The sequence below is a fragment of the Geofilum rhodophaeum genome, assembly GCF_002210225.1.
Classification (GTDB): domain Bacteria; phylum Bacteroidota; class Bacteroidia; order Bacteroidales; family Marinilabiliaceae; genus Geofilum; species Geofilum rhodophaeum.
This window is the reverse complement of record NZ_MWUJ01000017.1, coordinates 29024-47839: the sequence shown is the minus strand read 5'-3', so window position 1 is coordinate 47839 and position 18816 is coordinate 29024. Positions and strand designations below refer to the sequence as shown.

The following is an 18816-nucleotide window of genomic DNA, read 5'->3' as shown; positions in this document are numbered from 1 at the left end:
TTTTATTTTTTTAAAATTAACTGGTCACTGGTCTTTCCAAAGCGGCGTTCTCTCTTTTGAAAGTCGAGCAGCGCCTCGTAAAAATGTTCCTTGCGAAAATCAGGCCACAATATGTCGGAAAAATATAATTCTGCATAAGCAATTTGCCAAAGCAGAAAATTACTGATCCTAAATTCACCACTGGTTCGTATAAGCAACTCTGGGTCTGGCACTTCTCGAGTTTCCAGATAGGAACTGAATACTTGGTCGTTGATGGCAGAAATCTCCAGGCGTCCATTTTTTACATCTTCGGCCAGACGCTTAACGCCTTGGGTAATTTCCCATCTGGAACTGTAACTGAGCGCAAGAATTAGGGTGAGACCGGTGTTGTTTGCCGTTTGTTTGATGCAGGTGTCAAGCTCGGCTTTAACTTTAGAAGGCAAACTATCCAGACAACCAATGGAACGCAGTTGCACGTTGTTTTTCATCAGCGTCTGAGTTTCAGAGGCAATGGTAGAAACCAAAAGCGCCATAAGCGCATCCACTTCGTTCTTAGGACGACTCCAATTCTCAGTGGAAAAAGCGTATAAGGTCAGGTAACCCATGCCTAATTCTGCTGCTGCTTCTGTTACCTCTCTAACCGCCTTAACTCCATTGCGATGCCCAAAAACACGAGCATTCCCTCTCTTCCGGGCCCAACGGCCGTTTCCGTCCATAATTATTGCCACATGCCGGGGCAATTTCTCGGGCACTAAAAGCGCTTTGACTGACATAAAACCTGCTTACTCTGTTATTTAAAAGCCGTCGCGACATTTTTCGCTTCTGCTGAAAATGGTGAAGGCAGCGTATACCGCCACCACGGAGTACCAGTCGTTATTGTGTGTGAAGGTAGTGTGTTCAAACCCATATGGATTCGATGGATAAACAGCTGTATTATGCCCAACCAGGTCTAAGTCATCAACAAAGGTCTTCCTAAAGATCCACTCCGTTCCCAGGCTCATCCAGTCGGTCACCTTCCACTTTACGCCGGCACCGAAGGGCAAAGATAATACAAAACTCGATTTTTCATCGTGATTACCATGATCTTCTGTATACCTTTTATAAAAAACTGACCCCAAACCAAAAGCCATATAGGGACTGAACAACGCATCCCGCTTTACGGGATGATCATAGGGAAACAAGGATATTTCCAACATGGTCGTCATGTCGAGCAGGGTCCGGTCAAAAGCGTATTGTTCAGAAATATTTTCTGGAAAAAAGAGTTCCTTTTGCGGATAGGAGCCACTGAGGCCTGCAACACCCAATGTCAGGCGAAGCGCCATACGATCGTTGAACGCGTACTTAGCCAGACCTCCAAAGGCGGGCTCCGGGGATGCGAACATCCGATTTGGGTTAAGGTCACCATTGTACCACGAAACCCCGATATAGGGCCCCGCCTCCAAGCGGGTTTGAGCCGACAGGTCAACAGATACCAGCAAGCCAAGCCCTAACCATATAAAAAATAACAACAATTTCTGCATTCCGGCAAGTCTAATTATGTTCCTAAGAAACGGGCATCCCGCCTAAATATTGCTTCAACAAAGGAAGCTGCCGGCTCAGTTGCGCTTATCTGCCCCCCACATCAGTTTCGATCGTAAGGTGGTATAAAAAGACTTTCCGGGCCGTTCAATTACAGGCACAGAAAAATCGGCCTTGCTCACCTTCAGCTCCAGGCCCTCGTCAAGGATGCAACTGCGCGAATCGAGTGAGGCCAGAAATTTTCCGCCACGTGCTTCGACCTTTAGGCGCAACTCAAAATCACTGGGAACCACCAAGGGGCGTACCGTCAGATTGTGTGGCGCAATGGGATTGATGATGAAGCTTCGGGATGCCGGATGCATAATGGGACCTCCCACACTCAGCGAATAGGCGGTGGACCCTGTTGCAGTGGACACAATAAGTCCGTCGGCCCAATAGGAGTTCAAAAACTCGTTATTGAGATAGGCATGAATGGTAATCATCGAGGAACTGTCCCGCTTCTGAACGGCCAGTTCGTTGAGTGCAAAATCCAAATCGCCAAAACAAGGTATACTGGTCTCCAGCTTGAGCAGATCCAATTCACGCACGATATATTTTCCTGCTATAATCTCTGCCACCGCAAGGGGTAATTCTTCCTTAGAAATATCGGCCAAAAAACCCAGGCGCCCGCTGTTTACTCCGACAATGGGAATGTGCCGATCACGCACCATGGTAACGGCATCGAGGAAGGTTCCATCGCCGCCAATACTGAACAGCAAGTCACAATCGGGCAAATCATGAAAATCAGAAAACAGTTCGCAGCATCCCGGTTTAAGTCCCACCTGCTTCACTAAAAAGTCGTAAAAAGACCTGTGAATAAAAAGCTCTGCTCCGGCATCATTAAGATGCTTCAACAAAATACTACAATAGGAAAAAAAGCCTTCTCCGAATTGCTTCCCGTAAACAGCTATACGCATAAATTCTGGCTTAAGATAAGACGGCTTTAAAAATTAGCCGCCTTTTTAAAACGACAAATTGAAATGAAAGTACAGTCGGTGTTCGGCGAAATTATTAAAAGAATAGTTCAGACTCAAAACTTTATCGTAAAAAGTCACCATATCAAGACCCAAACCGTAACCCAACAGCATTTCGTTGGCCATCTTATTAAGCGCTGACTCCTGTTCGTTAATGACGTACCCGCCGTCGATGAAGGCTTTAAGATAAAATGCATAATGAAAGCGGGCAAACTGCTCGAGGGGAATCCATTTTAAATAATGATCGCGACGAGGCAGCAATTCAAACAACAATTTGCTTTGTAAAATGCCATAAGCGCTTCCGTCTATCACATGATACTCAAAACCATTAAGATAGTCCTCATAGCCCAGGCCCGTCCGAAAAATATATGGAGCAACAGTCTGATCAATACCTGCCAGCGCTCCCGATCCCACCCAAAAAAAACGGGGCCACAAATCGGTCTGCCAAGAAGCACTAAGACGACCTTGAAAGAAGCCGCTGTCGTCTGAGAGTACCCCAAAACCCTTGCGGGCAAATGAAAAGTCGACCATATAGCCACGCAAGGGATACACTTTTGAGTCGCGCCGATCCAAAGCATAACTGTATCCCAGCTCCAGTGTCTCGCTGGTTTGGGCTCCACCAGGCAGGAAGTCCGGATTAACCTGCAGCAGGGTGTCCGCTGCATCGGCATACACATAGCCCATATAAACGCGATGGTGGTGATCTAAGCGGTGACGATAGGCATAAGACAATTGAACGCCAGCTCGCGTCATAAGCCGACTCCCCAGTGTTTTTAAAAAAAGCTGTTTGTCGTCCTCTGTAGCGTAAGGAACCTGATCGTTCCACAACCAGGTGACATTCATGCCCCAGCCCGATTTCTTATTGATGCTTGGTTTTTGATAATCAAAAACCAACTGCTTTTTATAGCCGGTAACCATTCGGAGCCGAAGACGCTCTCTCCGACCTCTGAAATTGTCGTGCTTCAAATACAGTCCGTAATTAAAATACGAACCATCGTTCAAACGCAAAAAGTCACTAAAATTTCGCCCTTCTGACTCGAACAGCGGAAAGGCCCACAGGTACCAGCGTTCGGTAACATCAACGCGGACAACGACATGATTGCGACTCACTTGCTCGGCCACCAGGTCCACCTGATTGAACAAGGAAGTATTCTGTAAATTCTCCCTGGCCCTGGTCAGCAGCACCGTTAATTCCGATGCATCAATCTGATCTCCAATTTGGAATGGGAGTTCGGCCAGTACAACGTGACGCCGGGTTCTGTGATTGCCCTGAATAAAGACATCCTCAATCATAAGGCGCTCACCGGAAAGGGGGGCAGGACCTACAGCCTGCAAGGAAAACACCTGCAGCCAGAGAAACAATATTATAATGGGCCGGGCCCGACTGATCCAACACCTCATGAACTGGTCTCCTCTTCTAAACACTCAGATATTTGAGCAGTGACTCGTAATTGCGACGGGCTGTTTCATCGACAGGCAGTTCGGCACCATATTCTGCCCTCACCTTATACCCGAAGCGTTCGAATCCCCGGACAACCGGCTGCAAATCGCTTCGATTCAGTTTTAGGGTAAGGTACAAACTGCTTCCCTCCGGATCCTGCGTTACATACAAACTCAGAATCTTCCCATCGGCGTCCTCTACAATGCGGGCAATTTCGGAGAGCGCATAATCACGCACCCCCACTTCTATTTGAAGGATGCCGCCTGGCGTGTGGGCGGCGATCAGTTCGCTGAAACGTTGCAGCAGATCCTGTTGGGTAATGACGCCCAAAAACTGCTTATCCATATCCAGGACCGGAACAATGGTGAGTTTTAACCTGGAGGCAATCTCTACCACATCGTAGATATGCTGACGATCGAACACGTAAGGGGTCATCAGCGACAAGCGATGGTTACCCAGGGGCTCACCGGCAGCATTCATATCGTAGATGTCGGCATCTGAAATCAGGCCTAAGAAAATACGATTATTAACTATTGGCAAATGCGACACCCTGAATGCCTCCATCCAATTGAGGGCATCCAAGCCGGTATCTGAGGTCTTCAGGGCCGGTACCAATTCGGAAATCAAATCTTTTGCCAGCATAAAAACAGATTAATGAAATACTTTATAACTTTGTTGCCGGTTAAACAATATTAGGTAAGATACGTTTTTCTGCCAACAAAACCAATACCAAAACATGACCAAGCTCAGTGTAAACATAAATAAAATAGCCACCCTGCGCAATTCGAGGGGAGGAAATGTGCCAGATGTTGTAAAAGTGGCGGTAGACGCACAAAACTTCGGTGCCGACGGCATTACCGTACACCCGCGACCCGACGAAAGACATATCCGACGCAAGGATGTACACGACCTAAGGGGAGTGATTCGAACCGAGTTTAATATTGAAGGCTACCCTTCCCGGGAGTTCCTTGAACTGGTAAAGAGTGTTCGACCCCATCAGGTTACGCTGGTACCAGATCCGCCGGAAGCACTCACCTCCAACGCAGGTTGGGACACCATTGCCCGGCAGTCTTTTTTACAGGATGTCATTGCGGAACTGAAGGAATGTGGCATCAGAACATCCATTTTTGTGGGCACGGAGCTGGAAATGATTCAAAAAGCGGCGGAGACCAACACCGACCGCATAGAGCTGTATACCGAACCCTATGCGAGCGGCTACCTGGCCGATCGCGAAAAAGCCATTGCCCCCTTTGTAGAAGCGGCACAATTGGCCAATAAAATTGGACTTAAAATCAATGCTGGTCACGATTTAAGTCTCGAAAACCTCAAATTCTTTAACGAGCGTATTCCCTACCTCAAAGAAGTATCCATAGGGCATGCGCTGATCGCAGAGGCCCTCTACCTGGGACTGGAAAAGACCATTGCCCGTTATAAGGAATTGTTGAACAAGGACAAGTAGCTATGGAGCTTTTCTGCAGGGAAATGGGCCAGGGTGCCACCACCATCGTAATTGTTCACGGACTCTACGGCGCATCGGACAATTGGTTGTCGGTAGCGGCCCAATTGGAGGACCGTTTTCGGGTGTTGTTGGTGGACCAGCGCAACCACGGACAAAGTGCCCATGCCGAGGAGCACAGCTACGACTTAATGGCGGCCGACCTCTACGAAACCATTCGCGCAAAGACCTCGGAACCCGTAGTTTTACTGGGCCATTCGATGGGCGGAAAAACGGCTATGCGCATGGCCCTGGAGCATCCCGAAAGCGTTCAAAAGCTTATCGTGGCCGACATCGCACCAAAAAATTACAGCTCCTTTGCCAACTATGCCGAAACCACCGCCAATCATGAAAAGATTTTGGATGCACTCTTGCAGCTGAAGCCGGAGGAGGCCAATAACCGGGCAGAATTGGAGGCTGCGCTGAAAAAGGATTTTCCTTCGCGCACTTTGCGCTTGTTTCTATTAAAAAACGTGAAGCGCAACAAACAGGGACAATACCAATGGCAGATTAATCTGCCGGTATTGCGGCGCAACCTGCCCGAGCTAATGGACGGCTTTTCCCATCTGCCCAAACCGGCCACAGATCACAATCCGGAAACCATATTCATCCGGGGGGCACTCTCTCCTTACATCAAGGATGAAGACACCCTGGTGATCAATCAGTTTTTTCCGGGTGCCCAGCTGGTTACGGTACCCAATGCCGGACACTGGCTCCATGCCGAGCAACCGGAACTCTTCTTAAAGACTTTGCTCTACTACCTGGAATAGGCAAGCTTGTTTCGGACTGCCGCCTTTTGCCGCAAATGGCTTACACACTCCAATTATTTTCTGTATTTTTGCATACATTTTTAAGTTTTTGAGCAGCAAAATGAGCAAGAATCACAGCGAAACCGCCATAATCCGCATTCATTGTCCCGACCAGCGGGGCATAGTGGCCCGGGTAACCGATTTCATTCACCGAAACAACGGCAACATTGTTGCCCTCGATCAGCATACCGATCGCGACGAGGGGCGCTTTTTTATGCGGGTAGAATGGGAACTGCAAAACTTTGAACTGGAGCGTGACCAAATTGAGCCGGCTTTTGAATTTGCCATAGCTACGCCCTGTAAAATGAAGTGGAAACTGCATTTCTCGGACCACATCCCCCGTATGGCGCTTTTTGTGAGTAAAATGTCGCATTGCCTCTACGATTTACTGGCCCGCTACCAGAGTGGAGAAATGCGGGTAGAAATCCCCCTGATCATCAGCAACCACAAAGATATGGAAGGAGTGGCGGCCAACTTTGGCATCCCTTACTTCCACCTTCCCATCACCGCTGAGACCAAGGCGGCGCAAGAGGCCAAAGAACTGGAGCTTTTAAAGGAGCACCGGGTCGATTTCATTGTGTTGGCGCGTTACATGCAGATTCTGTCCCAATCTTTTGTGGATCATTTTCCCGAGCGGGTAATCAACATACACCACTCTTTTTTACCGGCCTTCATCGGTGCCAAACCCTATCATGCAGCCCATGCCAGAGGGGTTAAAATCATTGGGGCCACCAGCCACTATGTGACGACCGACCTGGATGCCGGTCCCATCATCGAGCAAGATGTGGCGCGCATTACACACCACGACAGCGTGGAGCGCCTGATTCAAAAGGGAAGGGACATCGAAAAGATTGTACTTTCGCGTGCCGTGATGGCGCACATTGACCGCAAAACCCTGGTCTATAAAAACAAAACCGTAGTATTTCAATAGCAAATGGCGCAACCCGAAATTGTCATCATAAAATACAACGCCGGCAATATTCGCTCGGTGAACAACGCCCTGATTCAATTGGGTTATCGGGCTGAAATAACTGCGGACCCGGAAAAAATAAGTCGCGCCGACAAGGTCATTTTTCCCGGCGTGGGCGAAGCCAGTACCACCATGGCCTTTTTGAAAGAAAAGGGACTGGACACGCTCATCTGCCAACTCAGGCAACCCTTACTGGGCGTTTGTCTGGGCATGCAGCTCATGGGCAGTCACAGTGAAGAGGGAGGGGTCGACTGCCTGGGCATCTTCGACGAGCCCATTCGCAAGTTTGTCCTGCCCCGGCCCAACCCCGACAATCTTAAGATTCCACACATGGGCTGGAACCAAATCAGCAATTTGAAAAGCGATTTGTTCGACCAAAGTATGGAAGGCAGTTACGTGTATTTTGTGCACAGTTACTATGCGGCCCTGGGGCCGCATACGGCAGCCGGCACCAATTACCTTCTGCCCTTTAGTGCTGCCCTTCAAAAGGACAATTATTTCGCCACACAATTCCACCCCGAGAAGAGCGGACCGGTTGGTCTGCGCATCCTGAAACGTTTTATTGAGCTGTAATAATGAGTCATAACGCCCCAAAAACAGAACCCATACCGGCCATCGACCTGATTGATGGCAAATGTGTACGCCTGAGCAAGGGCGATTATTCCACCAAAAAGGTCTACAACGAAGACCCGGTAGAGGTGGCTCTGGAGTTTGAAAATCATGGCATTAGAAGGTTACACCTTGTGGATTTAGACGGAGCCAAAGCCGGACACATCATCAACCACAAAGTGCTCGAACGCATTGCTGCCAAAACCGGCTTGGTGATTGATTTTGGCGGGGGACTAAAAAGCACGGACGATTTGCGCATTGCTTTTGAAAGTGGGGCGCAGATGGTAACGGGCGGCAGTATTGCGGTTAAAAAGCCTGAAGAATTCGAACGCTGGATTGGCCAATACGGCCCGGATAAAATCATTTTGGGCTCGGATGTTAAGGACCGAAAAATAGCCATTTCGGGTTGGCTGGAGACCTCCGACCTGGAGCTTTTCCCCTTTTTGGAGCATTACCGCTCAAAAGGCATTACGCAAACCATTTGCACCGACATCAGCAAGGACGGCATGTTGGAGGGACCGGCGAACGGACTCTATCGGGACATCCTGGCGCGCTTTCCGGACCTTTATCTGATTGCCAGCGGAGGCGTAAGCAAGATGGCAGATATCGAAGCCCTTCAGGAAGCCGGCGTTCCGGCCGTAATTTTCGGAAAAGCCATATACGAGGGGCGCATTGCCCTGAAAGACCTGGAAAAATTAATGCAATAGTATAGAAGTATACAAACCCCTTAAACCAAAGCTTATGTTGGCCAAAAGAATTATTCCCTGTCTCGACATCAAAGACGGCATGACCGTGAAGGGTGTCAAGTTTGTTGAATTAAAAACCGTGGGCGACCCGGTTGAATTGGCGACGGCCTATGCCCAACAGGGGGCAGACGAGCTGGTTTTTCTGGACATCACCGCAAGTCACGAGGGACGTAAGACTTTTGTCGACCTGGTGCACCGCATTGCCCGCCACATCAATATTCCCTTTACAGTAGGGGGAGGCATCTCCGAGCTGAGCGATGCGGAAGCGCTGTTGAATGCGGGTGCAGACAAAATAAGCATCAATTCGGCAGCCGTGCGTAATCCCCAATTGATCAACAACCTTTCGCGCCACTTTGGCAGCCAGTTTGTGGTAGTGGCCATTGATGCCAAACAGGAAGAAGCGGCTGGAGACTGGACGGTAACGGTGAACGGAGGGCGCATTTTCACGGAGAAAAAACTGTTTTCCTGGGCCAAAGAGGCAGAAGACCGCGGTGCCGGAGAAATCCTGTTTACCAGCATGGATCACGATGGGGTGAAACAGGGTTTTGCCAATGAAGCATTGGCCCGCTTAAGCGAAGATTTGAACATTCCCATAATTGCCTCAGGGGGCGCAGGGAACATGGAACATTTCCGAGATGCTTTTATTCAAGGAAAGGCCGATGCTGCTCTGGCTGCCAGCGTTTTTCACTACAATGAAATATCGGTGCCCCTTCTGAAAGAATATTTGAGCGAGCAGGGCATCCCGGTTCGCTAACCATAAAAGTAAATATCATGAAAGTAGATTTCTCCAAAACCAGTGACGGACTGGTTCCGGCCATCATACAAGACCACCTCACCGGCAAGGTACTGATGCTGGGCTACATGAATGCCGAAGCGCTGGAAAAAACCCAAAAAGAAAAGCGGGTAACCTTTTACAGCCGCTCCAAAAAGCGCTTGTGGACCAAGGGCGAAGAATCGGGCAACTTTCTGGAAGTGGTTTCCATTTCCTCCGACTGCGACGACGACACCTTGTTGATCAAGTGCCAACCCATGGGCCCCACCTGTCACACCGGGTCCGACACCTGCTGGAACGAAGTCAACCAACAAGACGACCTGCTGTTTTTAAAGCACCTGCAGGACTTTATCGACCTTCGTAAAAAGGAGATGCCCGAAGGCTCGTACACCACCTCTTTGTTTAACAGGGGCACCCGTAAAATTACTCAGAAAGTGGGTGAGGAAGCCGTGGAGACCATCATTGGAGCTATGGCCAACGACGATGAAAACTTTCTTTACGAAGGCGCCGACCTCTTGTACCACCTCATCGTTTTACTGACGCATAAAGGTTACCGCCTTGAAGACCTGGCCAGAGAACTAAAAAAACGACATAAGTAAAGCCCAAAGCAAGCTTCGAAAAGCACCTAAAAGATCGCACGGTGCAAATATAAGAGGGGATGATGAAAGGCATAAAACCCTTCATCATCCCCTCTTTTTTTGGTAAAATTATCATCAAAAAGTGCATAAAAAGCAGACAGCTCTCCTCAAAAGTGGATTTTTCTGTTTATATGGGGTAAATAAATTCAAAGTCCATCCGAACTTCAGCCTTTGGGCCTATTTTTACCTCTGAAAACAATGGCAAACTTTTATTAACAAAACGCTGCCCCACATAAAAACCACATTTCATGGAAACCCGCACAGAAAAAATTTCCGTTCTCGAAAAGGTAGGTTATAGCCTTGGCGACCTGGCCGCCAACCTCATCTTTCAAACCCTTATGACCTTCCTGGCCTACTTTTACACCGATGTTTATCAAATCCCGGGCAAGTCGGCTACCGTCATCATCTTTGTTGGTGGTATGATTGGCGCCTTCTTCAACCCCATTATGGGCGTTATTGCCGATCGGACCAATACCCGCTGGGGTAAATTCAGACCATGGATCTTATGGACCAGCATACCTTTTGGCGTAGTAGCTCTTTTGGCCTTCAGCACCCCAAACTTCAGTCCTACAGGCAAAATCATATATGCCATGATTACCTACGTCCTGCTTGTGCTGGTATATTCGGCCAACAACCTGCCCTATGCCTCACTCAGCGGTGTATTAACCGGTAACATGAAGGAACGCAACAGCATTTCATCGTATCGCTTTACGGCAGTAACCATAGCTCAATTTGTGGTTCAAGTAATTCTGCTTCCGCTGGTGCTGATTTTGGGCGAAGGCGACCGGGCTGTTGGTTTTGAAAAAGTGATGGGTATCTTTGCGGCAGTGGGTGTGCTTTTCTTCATCATAACCTTCTTAACCACCAAGGAGCGTGTTGTACCCGCACAAGAAAACAAAACCAGCGTGCGGCAAGACCTCTCCGATCTGATGCACAACAAGCCCTGGGTAATCATGCTCATTGTTACCGTTTTTATTTTCATTACCCTTTCATTGAAGGGCGGGGTTTACATCTACTATTTCGAAAACTATCTGAAAGAAGCCGAAACCGCGGCCTTTTTATCGGCCATAGGATTCAACAGTTTTATTGACGGACTCAACGGACTGCTTACCGGGATGGGCTTACATGGTTTCCATTGGCCGGAGGATCCGGCATCATCCGCCTTCAGCCTCTTCAACGCTTCGGGCATTATCCTGATGATTATTGCCATTGCACTGTCCAAACCCATTGCAGACAAATACGGAAAACGCGATCTCTTTATCGGGGCACTTACCATTTCGGCCATAGCACAATTCATGTTCTTCTTTATCGGGCCCAACAACATAGGCTTGGTATTTATTACGCAAATAGTGCATGGCTTCTTCTACGGTTTAACCATCCCGTTGTTGTGGGCCATGATCGCAGATGTGGCCGACTTTTCGGAGTGGAAAAACAACCGACGTGCCACCGCCATCATCTTCTCAGCGATGATATTTGGACTTAAGGCAGGACTCAGCATTGGCGGCTCTCTGGTTTCAGGCATTTTGGCCTCCTATGGCTACGACCCTTTGCTGTCGGTGCAAAGCGACCAGGCCATCAACGGGGTTTTAATGACCATGAGTATTTACCCTGCACTCACTTTCTTTGTGGCCATTGCAGCCATGCTGTTTTATGAAATAAACAAAGAAAAAGAAGTCATGCTGGAAAGAGAGCTGGGTGCACGTCGCCAGCAATAAGCTACAAATTCTTATAAAAAAATACACGCTATGAAAACAGTATGGATCAGTACCGCCGTAATCCTGCTTGCAGGACTCTGGTCATGCAGCAGTCCCCAACCTGCCGAGCCGGTACTCAAAACGGCCTTCAATGGCAAATTCTTAATCGGAACCGCACTCAACACAAGCCAAATAGCAGGACAAGAACCTGAAGCCATTGAACTCACCCGCAAACACTTTAATTCGGTCGTGGCAGAAAACTGCATGAAGATGGAAAATCTTCAACCCAACGAAGGAACATTCTTTTGGGATGAGGCGGACGCCTTCATATCGTTTGCAGAGACCAACGATATGCATGTTGTGGGACACACCCTGGTATGGCATTCGCAAGCGCCGGACTGGCTTTTCGTTGACGAAGCGGGTAACGAGGTAGCAAGAGATGTTTTGATTGAGCGCATGCGCACCCACATACAAACCGTAGTAGGCAGATACAAGGGCCGCGTAAAGGGCTGGGACGTGGTAAATGAAACCATACTCGACGATGGCAGCTGGCGCGACAGCAAGTGGGTGCAAATCATCGGCCCTGAATTTGTGCAACTCGCTTTCGAGTTTGCCCATGAAGCCGATCCCGAGGCCGAACTCTATTACAACGACTATTCGGTAGCTACTCCTGCCAAAAGGGACGGCATTTATAATATGCTGAAAGACCTTATCGAAAAAGGGGTACGCGTAGATGCCGTGGGGCTGCAGGGGCACCTAACGATGACTTCGCCTACGGTAGAGGAGATGGAAGCAGCAATCCAAAAGTTGTCCAGTCTGGGCATCCAAACCATGATCACCGAGCTGGACATCACCGTATTGCCCTGGCCCTCGGAGCAGCTTACTGCTGAAATATCTTTGAATTACGAACTGGAAGAACAATACAATCCCTACGTCAACGGCATCAGCGAAAATGCGAACCGGGCGCTTATGGACCGTTACTCCAGCTTCTTTGAAATGTTTCTGCGAAATCATGAAGTCATCGACCGGGTGACCTTTTGGGGCGTTCACGACGGTCAATCATGGCGCAACTACTGGCCCATCAGAGGACGTACCGACTACCCCTTATTGTTCGACCGCAACTACAAGGCCAAAGAAGGGGTAGCTGTAATTATGGAAATGGCCCAACAGCAACAGCCAATTTAAAAAACAGGAAAAATGATTAGAAAACACTTAACCAAAGACATTTACATTGCAGATGCTGCAGTGCACGTGTTCAACGGCAAACTCTACATCTATCCTTCCCACGACGAAGACACAGGTGTGCCCGAGGACGATCTGGGCTCCCATTTTGACATGCGCGACTACCACATTTTTTCGATGGAGGACATCGATACCGAAGCGGTGGACGAGGGAGTTGGCCTGCACATCAAGGACATTCCCTGGGCGGGCCGACAGTTGTGGGACAGTGACGCCGCTTATAAAGACGGCAAATACTACCTCTACTTCCCGGTAAAGGACAAAACCGATATTTTCAGAATAGGCGTAGCCATCAGCGACAAACCCGAAGGCCCTTTTGTGCCCCAGCCTGCTCCCATGATTGGCAGCTACTCCATCGACCCCTGCGTATTTAAGGACGATGACGGCAGCCACTATATGTACTTTGGCGGCATTTGGGGTGGACAGTTGCAGTGGTACCGCAACAACAAGGCTTTGCAGTGCGGCGTTCTGCCCGAAGACCACGAAGAAGCACTATGCGCCAAGGTGGCGCGTTTGCGCAACGACATGCTCGAATTTGACGAAACACCCAGAGATTTGGTTATTCTGGATGAAAACGGCCAGGCCTTGCTGCAGGGCGATAACGAACGTCGTTTCTTCGAAGCTTCCTGGATGCACAAATACAAAGGCAAATACTACTTCACCTATTCCACCGGCGATACGCATAAGATTTGCTACGCCACCGGAAACAAGCCCTACGGCCCCTTTACTTACCAGGGCGTAGTGCTCAATCCCGTTTCGGGATGGACCACCCACCATTCGGTAGTTGAATTCAAAGGCAAGTGGTATATTTTCTTCCATGATGTGGAAATATCTGGTGTTACTCCCCTTAGGAGCATTCGCTACGCAGATTTAACCCATCGGGAAGACGGTTCTATTGAGACCATTACGGTAGATTACCCATAGTAGTTCAACAGTTCTCTGGCTAATGCGCCCCGGTCGACAACGACCGGGGCTTTTTTTCTTAACTTTGTCGACAAACAACACAGCACACTATGGCAGTCCGAGACTTTAAAACACGCATCAAAATCAAGGCAGAAAGCGAAGATGTTTACGCCGCCTTAACCAATCCCTTTACCATAGAATTATGGTCGGGCTACCCAGCCAGCATGCCTGAACAAATTCCCGGCGAATTTGAAATGTGGGAAGGCGATATCAGCGGCCGCATATTGGAACTGGAACCCGACAGCAAAATTATCCAGCAATGGTACTTTGGCGAACAGGAAGCAGCCTCTCTGGCCACCATCAAAATCTTCCCCCAGGGCGGAAAAGTGCAGGTAGATGTACTGCACACCAACATCCCCGAAGAAGCCTTCGACGACATCGCCGAAGGCTGGGAAAAATTCATACTGGGAGCCATTAAAGAGTTTCTCGAGATAGAATAAGCCCAGGCCGTCACTAATAAGAGCCGCTAAAAACGTTGGCTTTTGACTTGTTGAAAGGTTCGGCGCTCCCAGCCATCAAACTCAAGCAACAAGGCCTCACGTACATCCCGCAAAACCAAAGCCTGTCCCTTTTCGCTCGCGCCACTGCGAATGTTAGACAAGCGCACATCGGAAACATCCTCCAAAACAAAAGCAGGACGCCCGTCAGTTTTTTTCGTTTGCACCTGGATATTGTCCATTTGCAAGTCGCCGGCATGCCGAATATAGAAACCATAGGCTGGCAAATCCCCAAAATACATCGGATCGGGATACCCTTCCTCATTTTCAGGCACCACTACAGCGGCCTGAGACGACTTGGCCCCACCATCTACCAACATCTGAACATTGCTGATGCGAACCCCCTCCACCGGGTGCCCCGGAATACCCATAATCATGGCGCAATAACGTGGAGGAACGCCCGTCATAGTGACATTACTGATCTGAATACGCGCCGTTCTTCCCACCGGCACCCCATCGGGCCCTCGCATTCGGCGCCCCAGGCGAATAAAAAAGCCCGAATCGAGAATATTGCGCATAGTAATATTGGAAATACTGATGTCCTCCATTACAGCCCCATCCACCGACTCGAGGGCAAAACCACGACAATGATCAAAAGTCACGTTACTGATCGTAATGTTCTTAAACCCTCCGTTGGATTCAGTGCCCAGTTTAATGCGACCCGTTACCGCCCCTTTATCGGGCGCCGCCTCCTGCCTGGTTTGATAACTGCCGTCGAGCATACTGCCCAAGTCGTATCCAGACACATGACAGTTACTGATGGTGACCTGCTCAGTAACACGGGCATAGCCCAAACCAAAACTGCTCTTCAAAACTATGGCATCGTCGTTGGGCGTATTAATCTGGCAATTGGTAATGCGAACATTCTTACAACAATCGATATTGATTCCATCCCGATTCGAGTCTATTTTCAGATTGTCGATTGTCATATTATCCACCCCAGTCGGTAAAATACCAAAGTGCCCGCCCCGAAATATCCGCAGATCCCGGATGGTCACATTCCGACACGCCCTTAAGGCAATGGCCTTATTGCCCAAACCAGGTTTACGGCTCCCATGCTTGACCAAGCCCCGTCCATCAATCAAACCGTGCCCCTCAATCACAATATTTTCCAGACCAATTCCCCAAATCAAGCTGTTCTTCCAGTGGCTGTGTCCAAAATCCTGATATTCGAGCGAGTCGCCCCACACATTGGGCTCTGCTGCATCATAGCCAAAACCAGGATAATCGTCCGGAGAAGCAGCAAGCAGGGTAGCCCCCATATCCAAAAGAAGCCGGATATTGTTTTGCAAACGAATAGAAAAAGAAGGATAAACACCGGCAGGAAAATACACCGTTCCTCCACCCAATTCAGTGGCAGCATCAACTGCAGCATTAATGGCATCCGTATCCAAAGTACGTCCATCCCCCTGAGCACCAAAATCCCGCACATTAAAGCGTCCGGCCCGAAGTGCTTGCGGCAAAAGAAGAAGCAACATAAGCACCAACACAGCCCAGCCCTTGAAATAACTTTTCTTCATAATACGTATCGTTTCATCATTCATCTCTTCAACCACTCCTCGGGCACCGGAACAATGCAAATATCCATACTCCTGCCATCCTCACTCAACATAGCACTCTGAATCTGAATACGGCTCCCGTCGGGGCTAAAAGTCGGATGTGGATGGTCCGCCGCAGAAGTCTTATGTCCCGCCGACAAAAGCAGCATTTCACCATTTCGGCGATCAATCAGATAAACATTGCGCGCAAAGTCGTCCCCAGCCAAAAAGCGCTTGTCGGCCGAACCGGCAACATGCCAAAAGCCACTGCCAAAAGGAATTTGACCGGCAATATACATCTCTCTGGTATTGATGTTAACAACCCCCAAGCCCGTAGGCTTCTCACGGGTTCCGGAAGGGCCCCATGCCGCCTCCTGACCAGGATTTGCCCCCTGCACCCCAGTACCTTCGGCAGTCTCCCCGACTCCGGGAATACTGCGATGCCCCATAATGGCAAAAGCCACCTCATCGGGACTGATCACAGCCTCGTGCGTCACCCACTCATACTCCGACTCCGGGTACAAAGGACGCAGTCCGCTGCCATCGGCATTTACCACCCAGGTGCGCTGAGGCGACTTTCCACCCGTTTCCCAGCAGAAAACAATTTGTCCCGCCACCCAGGGATTCGTTTGCACATGCCCCACCTGAAAAGGTACCGAGGTCACATACCGCAACTCCCCGCTTTCGAGATGAACCCCGGCCAAACCACCAGGTCCCGCCCCCATCTTACGGGGACCAAAAGCCTCAGCCAAAGGCACCTCGCCCGGCAGATTTGCAGCCGCCATTGCACGCCCCACCCTAAACCACAACCAATCCTCTTCAGCATCTAAAGCCATATCGCCATGCGCCCCATAAGATGCAGGAACAGTAGCACAAACGCGCTGATAATGACGGGCCTTTTTTAGTCGACCAGCAGCACTGTCACGAAACAGAGCCGCCAAATCAACCACCATTACATCCATAGCCTTTTCATCCTGCTTATTGGGCCGCATAAAATACAGCTGCATGGTTTTGCGCGAAACATTAAGCATCCCCACATATCCGCCTTCGGTGACCTGCACCATCTCACCAGTCGATTCATTCACCGCCAAAGCCTCACCAGGCACACGGTCCGAACGAAAAATCAACCATTCCCCGTCTGCAGTCCACTGGTTATGCGTTTGATAAATTTTAGAATCACCAGCCGACGAACGCGTCAGGAACACCAACTCGGTTCCTGTAACAGGATCCACTACAACCCTACGTTCAGATGGGAACCTGGCACCCAGTTGCGCCAACAACTCACCCCCTAAAAAGACCATCACCAGCAGCAAAAGCCCCATTCTCCTGATTCTCACACTCATAATCGCTCCTCCGAAACAGCCTGACTGCCACCCGGCAGGCAGGCAAAAAACATTAATTCAACTCAAAAATGGGCCCATCTGCCTGCACAGCCTCAGGGAAAAAGATAATGGCACTGTCGTTCATACGCGGATGCGTCTGCTCCAAAAGTGCAAGCATCTCCGCTCCGGCCAACAAAACAGGACCGTAACCGTGCGCAGCATACACACTAATGGGACGATAGTAATAAAACGAAGGGTCAAAGCCCATTCCTGTTCCCACGCAAGTCCCCTCTACCTGCCCCTTCTCATTGACCTGGCCAGCCACAGCATTCCATGCCAGGGTTACCATGGGGCCATAAACCTGAGCGTCTACATAGCCTCTGTTAATGGCCCGGGCTATTGCATAAACATAAATGGCCGTAGCCGAGGTCTCCAGATACGAATCGTTGCGATCAATCAGCTGATGCCAAAAGCCATCCTCTCCCTGATGATTGGCCAAACCCCGTATGTGTTTTTGCAATAGCGCCAGGACTTCTGCCCGTCCGGCATAATTCTCGGGCAAAACTTCCAGGAGCTCTACCATAGTCATTACTGCCCAACCATTGGCCCGTGCCCAATGAAACTGAGGATGCTCTTCCATATCCTGAATCCAGCCATGCATAAAGAGTTGATTGCTCTCATTGAACATGCGCCCGGAAAATTGCAAAACCTGCTTCACGGCATCGTCAAAATACGCATCGTCACCCGAATAATGGCCCATATAAGCAAGAGCCGGAACACTCATAAAAAGATCGTCCAACCACAGCGAATTACGCATGGGACGATTGCGTGCCAAAGTCCCGTCCTCCAAACGAAACTGCCCATTACTGATGTAGGCCATAAAATTGTCGATCAAGGCGTCCAGATCGTCTTCCTGCCCCGCCAGCTTGGCCTTAATCATCGCGGCACACAAAGCGCCCGAATCATCCAGGGCACCAGGATGAATAACCGAATGCATCGCGTAAGAACGATGTTCCTCCCCCAGTTTGAGGAAATAAGGCTGAATCTCAGCCAAAAACTTCAGGCGGTCGTAGGTATAATTGGCATAGCGTTGGTCGCCGGTAACCTCAGCCGCCAAAAGCATTCCGGCATAGGTAACCCCCCATTCGTAACTGGTCAACCTAAAATCCCCCTTCTCAAAAATGGTGTTTTCATTAATTTCAGCATAATCGCTTACCGCAGCACCCGACGCTCTGTCGACCAACCCCATAGGGGTCACCTCACTCAAATACCCATACACCCGATCCAACACATCTATAATCTCCCGCTTCTCGGGCACCCGATAAGGAGTTGTATAATCAGGCTGCAACAAGTGCAGTGGCGTATTGGCATCGGTAAGCGGAGCCTCTTCACCAGCAGAGCCCGACGACTGGCAGGACGTAAGACCGGCAACCAGTACAAAAAGCAACAAAAACAATCCGGATTTTTTCATAGTAAGTAGCATTATCTTATAAATTGTAAATACAACACAATAGAACCTGCAAGATATAAAAATCAATAAAAAAGCGAAACAAAGAAGTTGAACTTCTTTGTT

The 18816-nt window shown here is 49.3% G+C and carries 19 protein-coding genes; 11 read left to right on the top strand and 8 right to left on the bottom strand.

What is annotated here, in order from left to right; translation table 11 throughout:
- Positions 1-2 precede the first annotated feature (2 nt).
- The 5 genes from B4W65_RS13740 to B4W65_RS13720 form a co-directional block, all read right to left on the bottom strand.
- Complete coding sequence (locus B4W65_RS13740) at positions 3-752, bottom strand: isoprenyl transferase (RefSeq protein WP_088655742.1); 750 nt, start codon at positions 750-752, stop codon at positions 3-5.
- Between the two features lie 21 nt (positions 753-773).
- Complete coding sequence (porG, locus tag B4W65_RS13735; RefSeq protein WP_088655741.1) at positions 774-1499, bottom strand: type IX secretion system protein PorG; 726 nt, start codon at positions 1497-1499, stop codon at positions 774-776.
- 75 nt (positions 1500-1574) lie between these two features.
- Positions 1575-2453, bottom strand: coding sequence for an NAD kinase (locus B4W65_RS13730; protein ID WP_088655740.1), 879 nt, complete (start codon positions 2451-2453; stop codon positions 1575-1577).
- A 45-nt stretch (positions 2454-2498) separates the two neighbouring features.
- On the bottom strand, positions 2499-3911 hold the full coding sequence (locus B4W65_RS13725; RefSeq protein WP_088655739.1) for a BamA/TamA family outer membrane protein: 1413 nt from the start codon (positions 3909-3911) through the stop codon (positions 2499-2501).
- A gap of 16 nt (positions 3912-3927) precedes the next feature.
- On the bottom strand, positions 3928-4593 hold the full coding sequence (locus tag B4W65_RS13720; RefSeq protein ID WP_088655738.1) for a CBS domain-containing protein: 666 nt from the start codon (positions 4591-4593) through the stop codon (positions 3928-3930).
- Positions 4594-4687: 94 nt separating this feature from the next.
- Between B4W65_RS13720 and B4W65_RS13715 the strand changes: the two genes are divergently transcribed.
- From B4W65_RS13715 to B4W65_RS13665, 11 genes are all read left to right on the top strand, one after another.
- On the top strand, positions 4688-5410 hold the full coding sequence (locus tag B4W65_RS13715) for a pyridoxine 5'-phosphate synthase (RefSeq protein ID WP_088655737.1): 723 nt from the start codon (positions 4688-4690) through the stop codon (positions 5408-5410).
- 2 nt (positions 5411-5412) lie between these two features.
- Positions 5413-6216 carry an alpha/beta fold hydrolase gene (locus B4W65_RS13710; protein WP_088655736.1) on the top strand — a complete coding sequence of 268 codons (804 nt, stop codon included), beginning with the start codon at positions 5413-5415 and terminating at the stop codon, positions 6214-6216.
- A 100-nt stretch (positions 6217-6316) separates the two neighbouring features.
- Positions 6317-7186 (top strand): formyltetrahydrofolate deformylase, encoded by an 870-nt coding sequence (gene purU / locus B4W65_RS13705; RefSeq protein WP_088655735.1) that lies wholly within the window; start codon positions 6317-6319, stop codon positions 7184-7186.
- A 3-nt stretch (positions 7187-7189) separates the two neighbouring features.
- Positions 7190-7798 (top strand): imidazole glycerol phosphate synthase subunit HisH, encoded by a 609-nt coding sequence (hisH, locus tag B4W65_RS13700; protein WP_088655734.1) that lies wholly within the window; start codon positions 7190-7192, stop codon positions 7796-7798.
- Between the two features lie 2 nt (positions 7799-7800).
- On the top strand, positions 7801-8541 hold the full coding sequence (gene hisA / locus B4W65_RS13695; RefSeq protein WP_088655733.1) for a 1-(5-phosphoribosyl)-5-[(5-phosphoribosylamino)methylideneamino]imidazole-4-carboxamide isomerase: 741 nt from the start codon (positions 7801-7803) through the stop codon (positions 8539-8541).
- Between the two features lie 34 nt (positions 8542-8575).
- Complete coding sequence (hisF, locus tag B4W65_RS13690) at positions 8576-9334, top strand: imidazole glycerol phosphate synthase subunit HisF (protein ID WP_088655732.1); 759 nt, start codon at positions 8576-8578, stop codon at positions 9332-9334.
- A gap of 17 nt (positions 9335-9351) precedes the next feature.
- Positions 9352-9951, top strand: coding sequence for a bifunctional phosphoribosyl-AMP cyclohydrolase/phosphoribosyl-ATP diphosphatase HisIE (gene hisIE, locus B4W65_RS13685; protein WP_088655731.1), 600 nt, complete (start codon positions 9352-9354; stop codon positions 9949-9951).
- 287 nt (positions 9952-10238) lie between these two features.
- Positions 10239-11705: an MFS transporter gene (locus tag B4W65_RS13680; protein ID WP_088655730.1), complete on the top strand. Its 1467-nt coding sequence runs from the start codon at positions 10239-10241 to the stop codon at positions 11703-11705.
- A 30-nt stretch (positions 11706-11735) separates the two neighbouring features.
- Positions 11736-12869, top strand: a complete 1134-nt coding sequence (locus B4W65_RS13675) for an endo-1,4-beta-xylanase (RefSeq protein ID WP_088655729.1) — start codon at positions 11736-11738, stop codon at positions 12867-12869.
- A gap of 12 nt (positions 12870-12881) precedes the next feature.
- Positions 12882-13847, top strand: a complete 966-nt coding sequence (locus B4W65_RS13670) for a glycoside hydrolase family 43 protein (RefSeq protein ID WP_088655728.1) — start codon at positions 12882-12884, stop codon at positions 13845-13847.
- Between the two features lie 89 nt (positions 13848-13936).
- A complete protein-coding gene (locus B4W65_RS13665; protein WP_088655727.1) occupies positions 13937-14326 on the top strand; it encodes an SRPBCC domain-containing protein in 390 nt (129 codons plus the stop codon).
- 26 nt (positions 14327-14352) lie between these two features.
- Here the strand turns inward: B4W65_RS13665 and B4W65_RS13660 are convergent, their stop codons facing one another.
- Genes B4W65_RS13660 through B4W65_RS13650 form a run of 3 tightly spaced genes read right to left on the bottom strand, consistent with a single transcriptional unit; the run spans position 14353 to position 18714 of the window.
- Positions 14353-15903 (bottom strand): rhamnogalacturonidase, encoded by a 1551-nt coding sequence (locus B4W65_RS13660; protein ID WP_088655726.1) that lies wholly within the window; start codon positions 15901-15903, stop codon positions 14353-14355.
- A gap of 20 nt (positions 15904-15923) precedes the next feature.
- The gene (locus B4W65_RS13655) at positions 15924-17264 is read right to left on the bottom strand and encodes a TolB-like translocation protein (RefSeq protein ID WP_205741287.1); all 1341 of its coding nucleotides are present in this window, start codon (positions 17262-17264) and stop codon (positions 15924-15926) included.
- A gap of 52 nt (positions 17265-17316) precedes the next feature.
- Positions 17317-18714, bottom strand: a complete 1398-nt coding sequence (locus B4W65_RS13650; RefSeq protein WP_088655724.1) for a glycoside hydrolase family 88/105 protein — start codon at positions 18712-18714, stop codon at positions 17317-17319.
- Positions 18715-18816 lie beyond the last annotated feature (102 nt).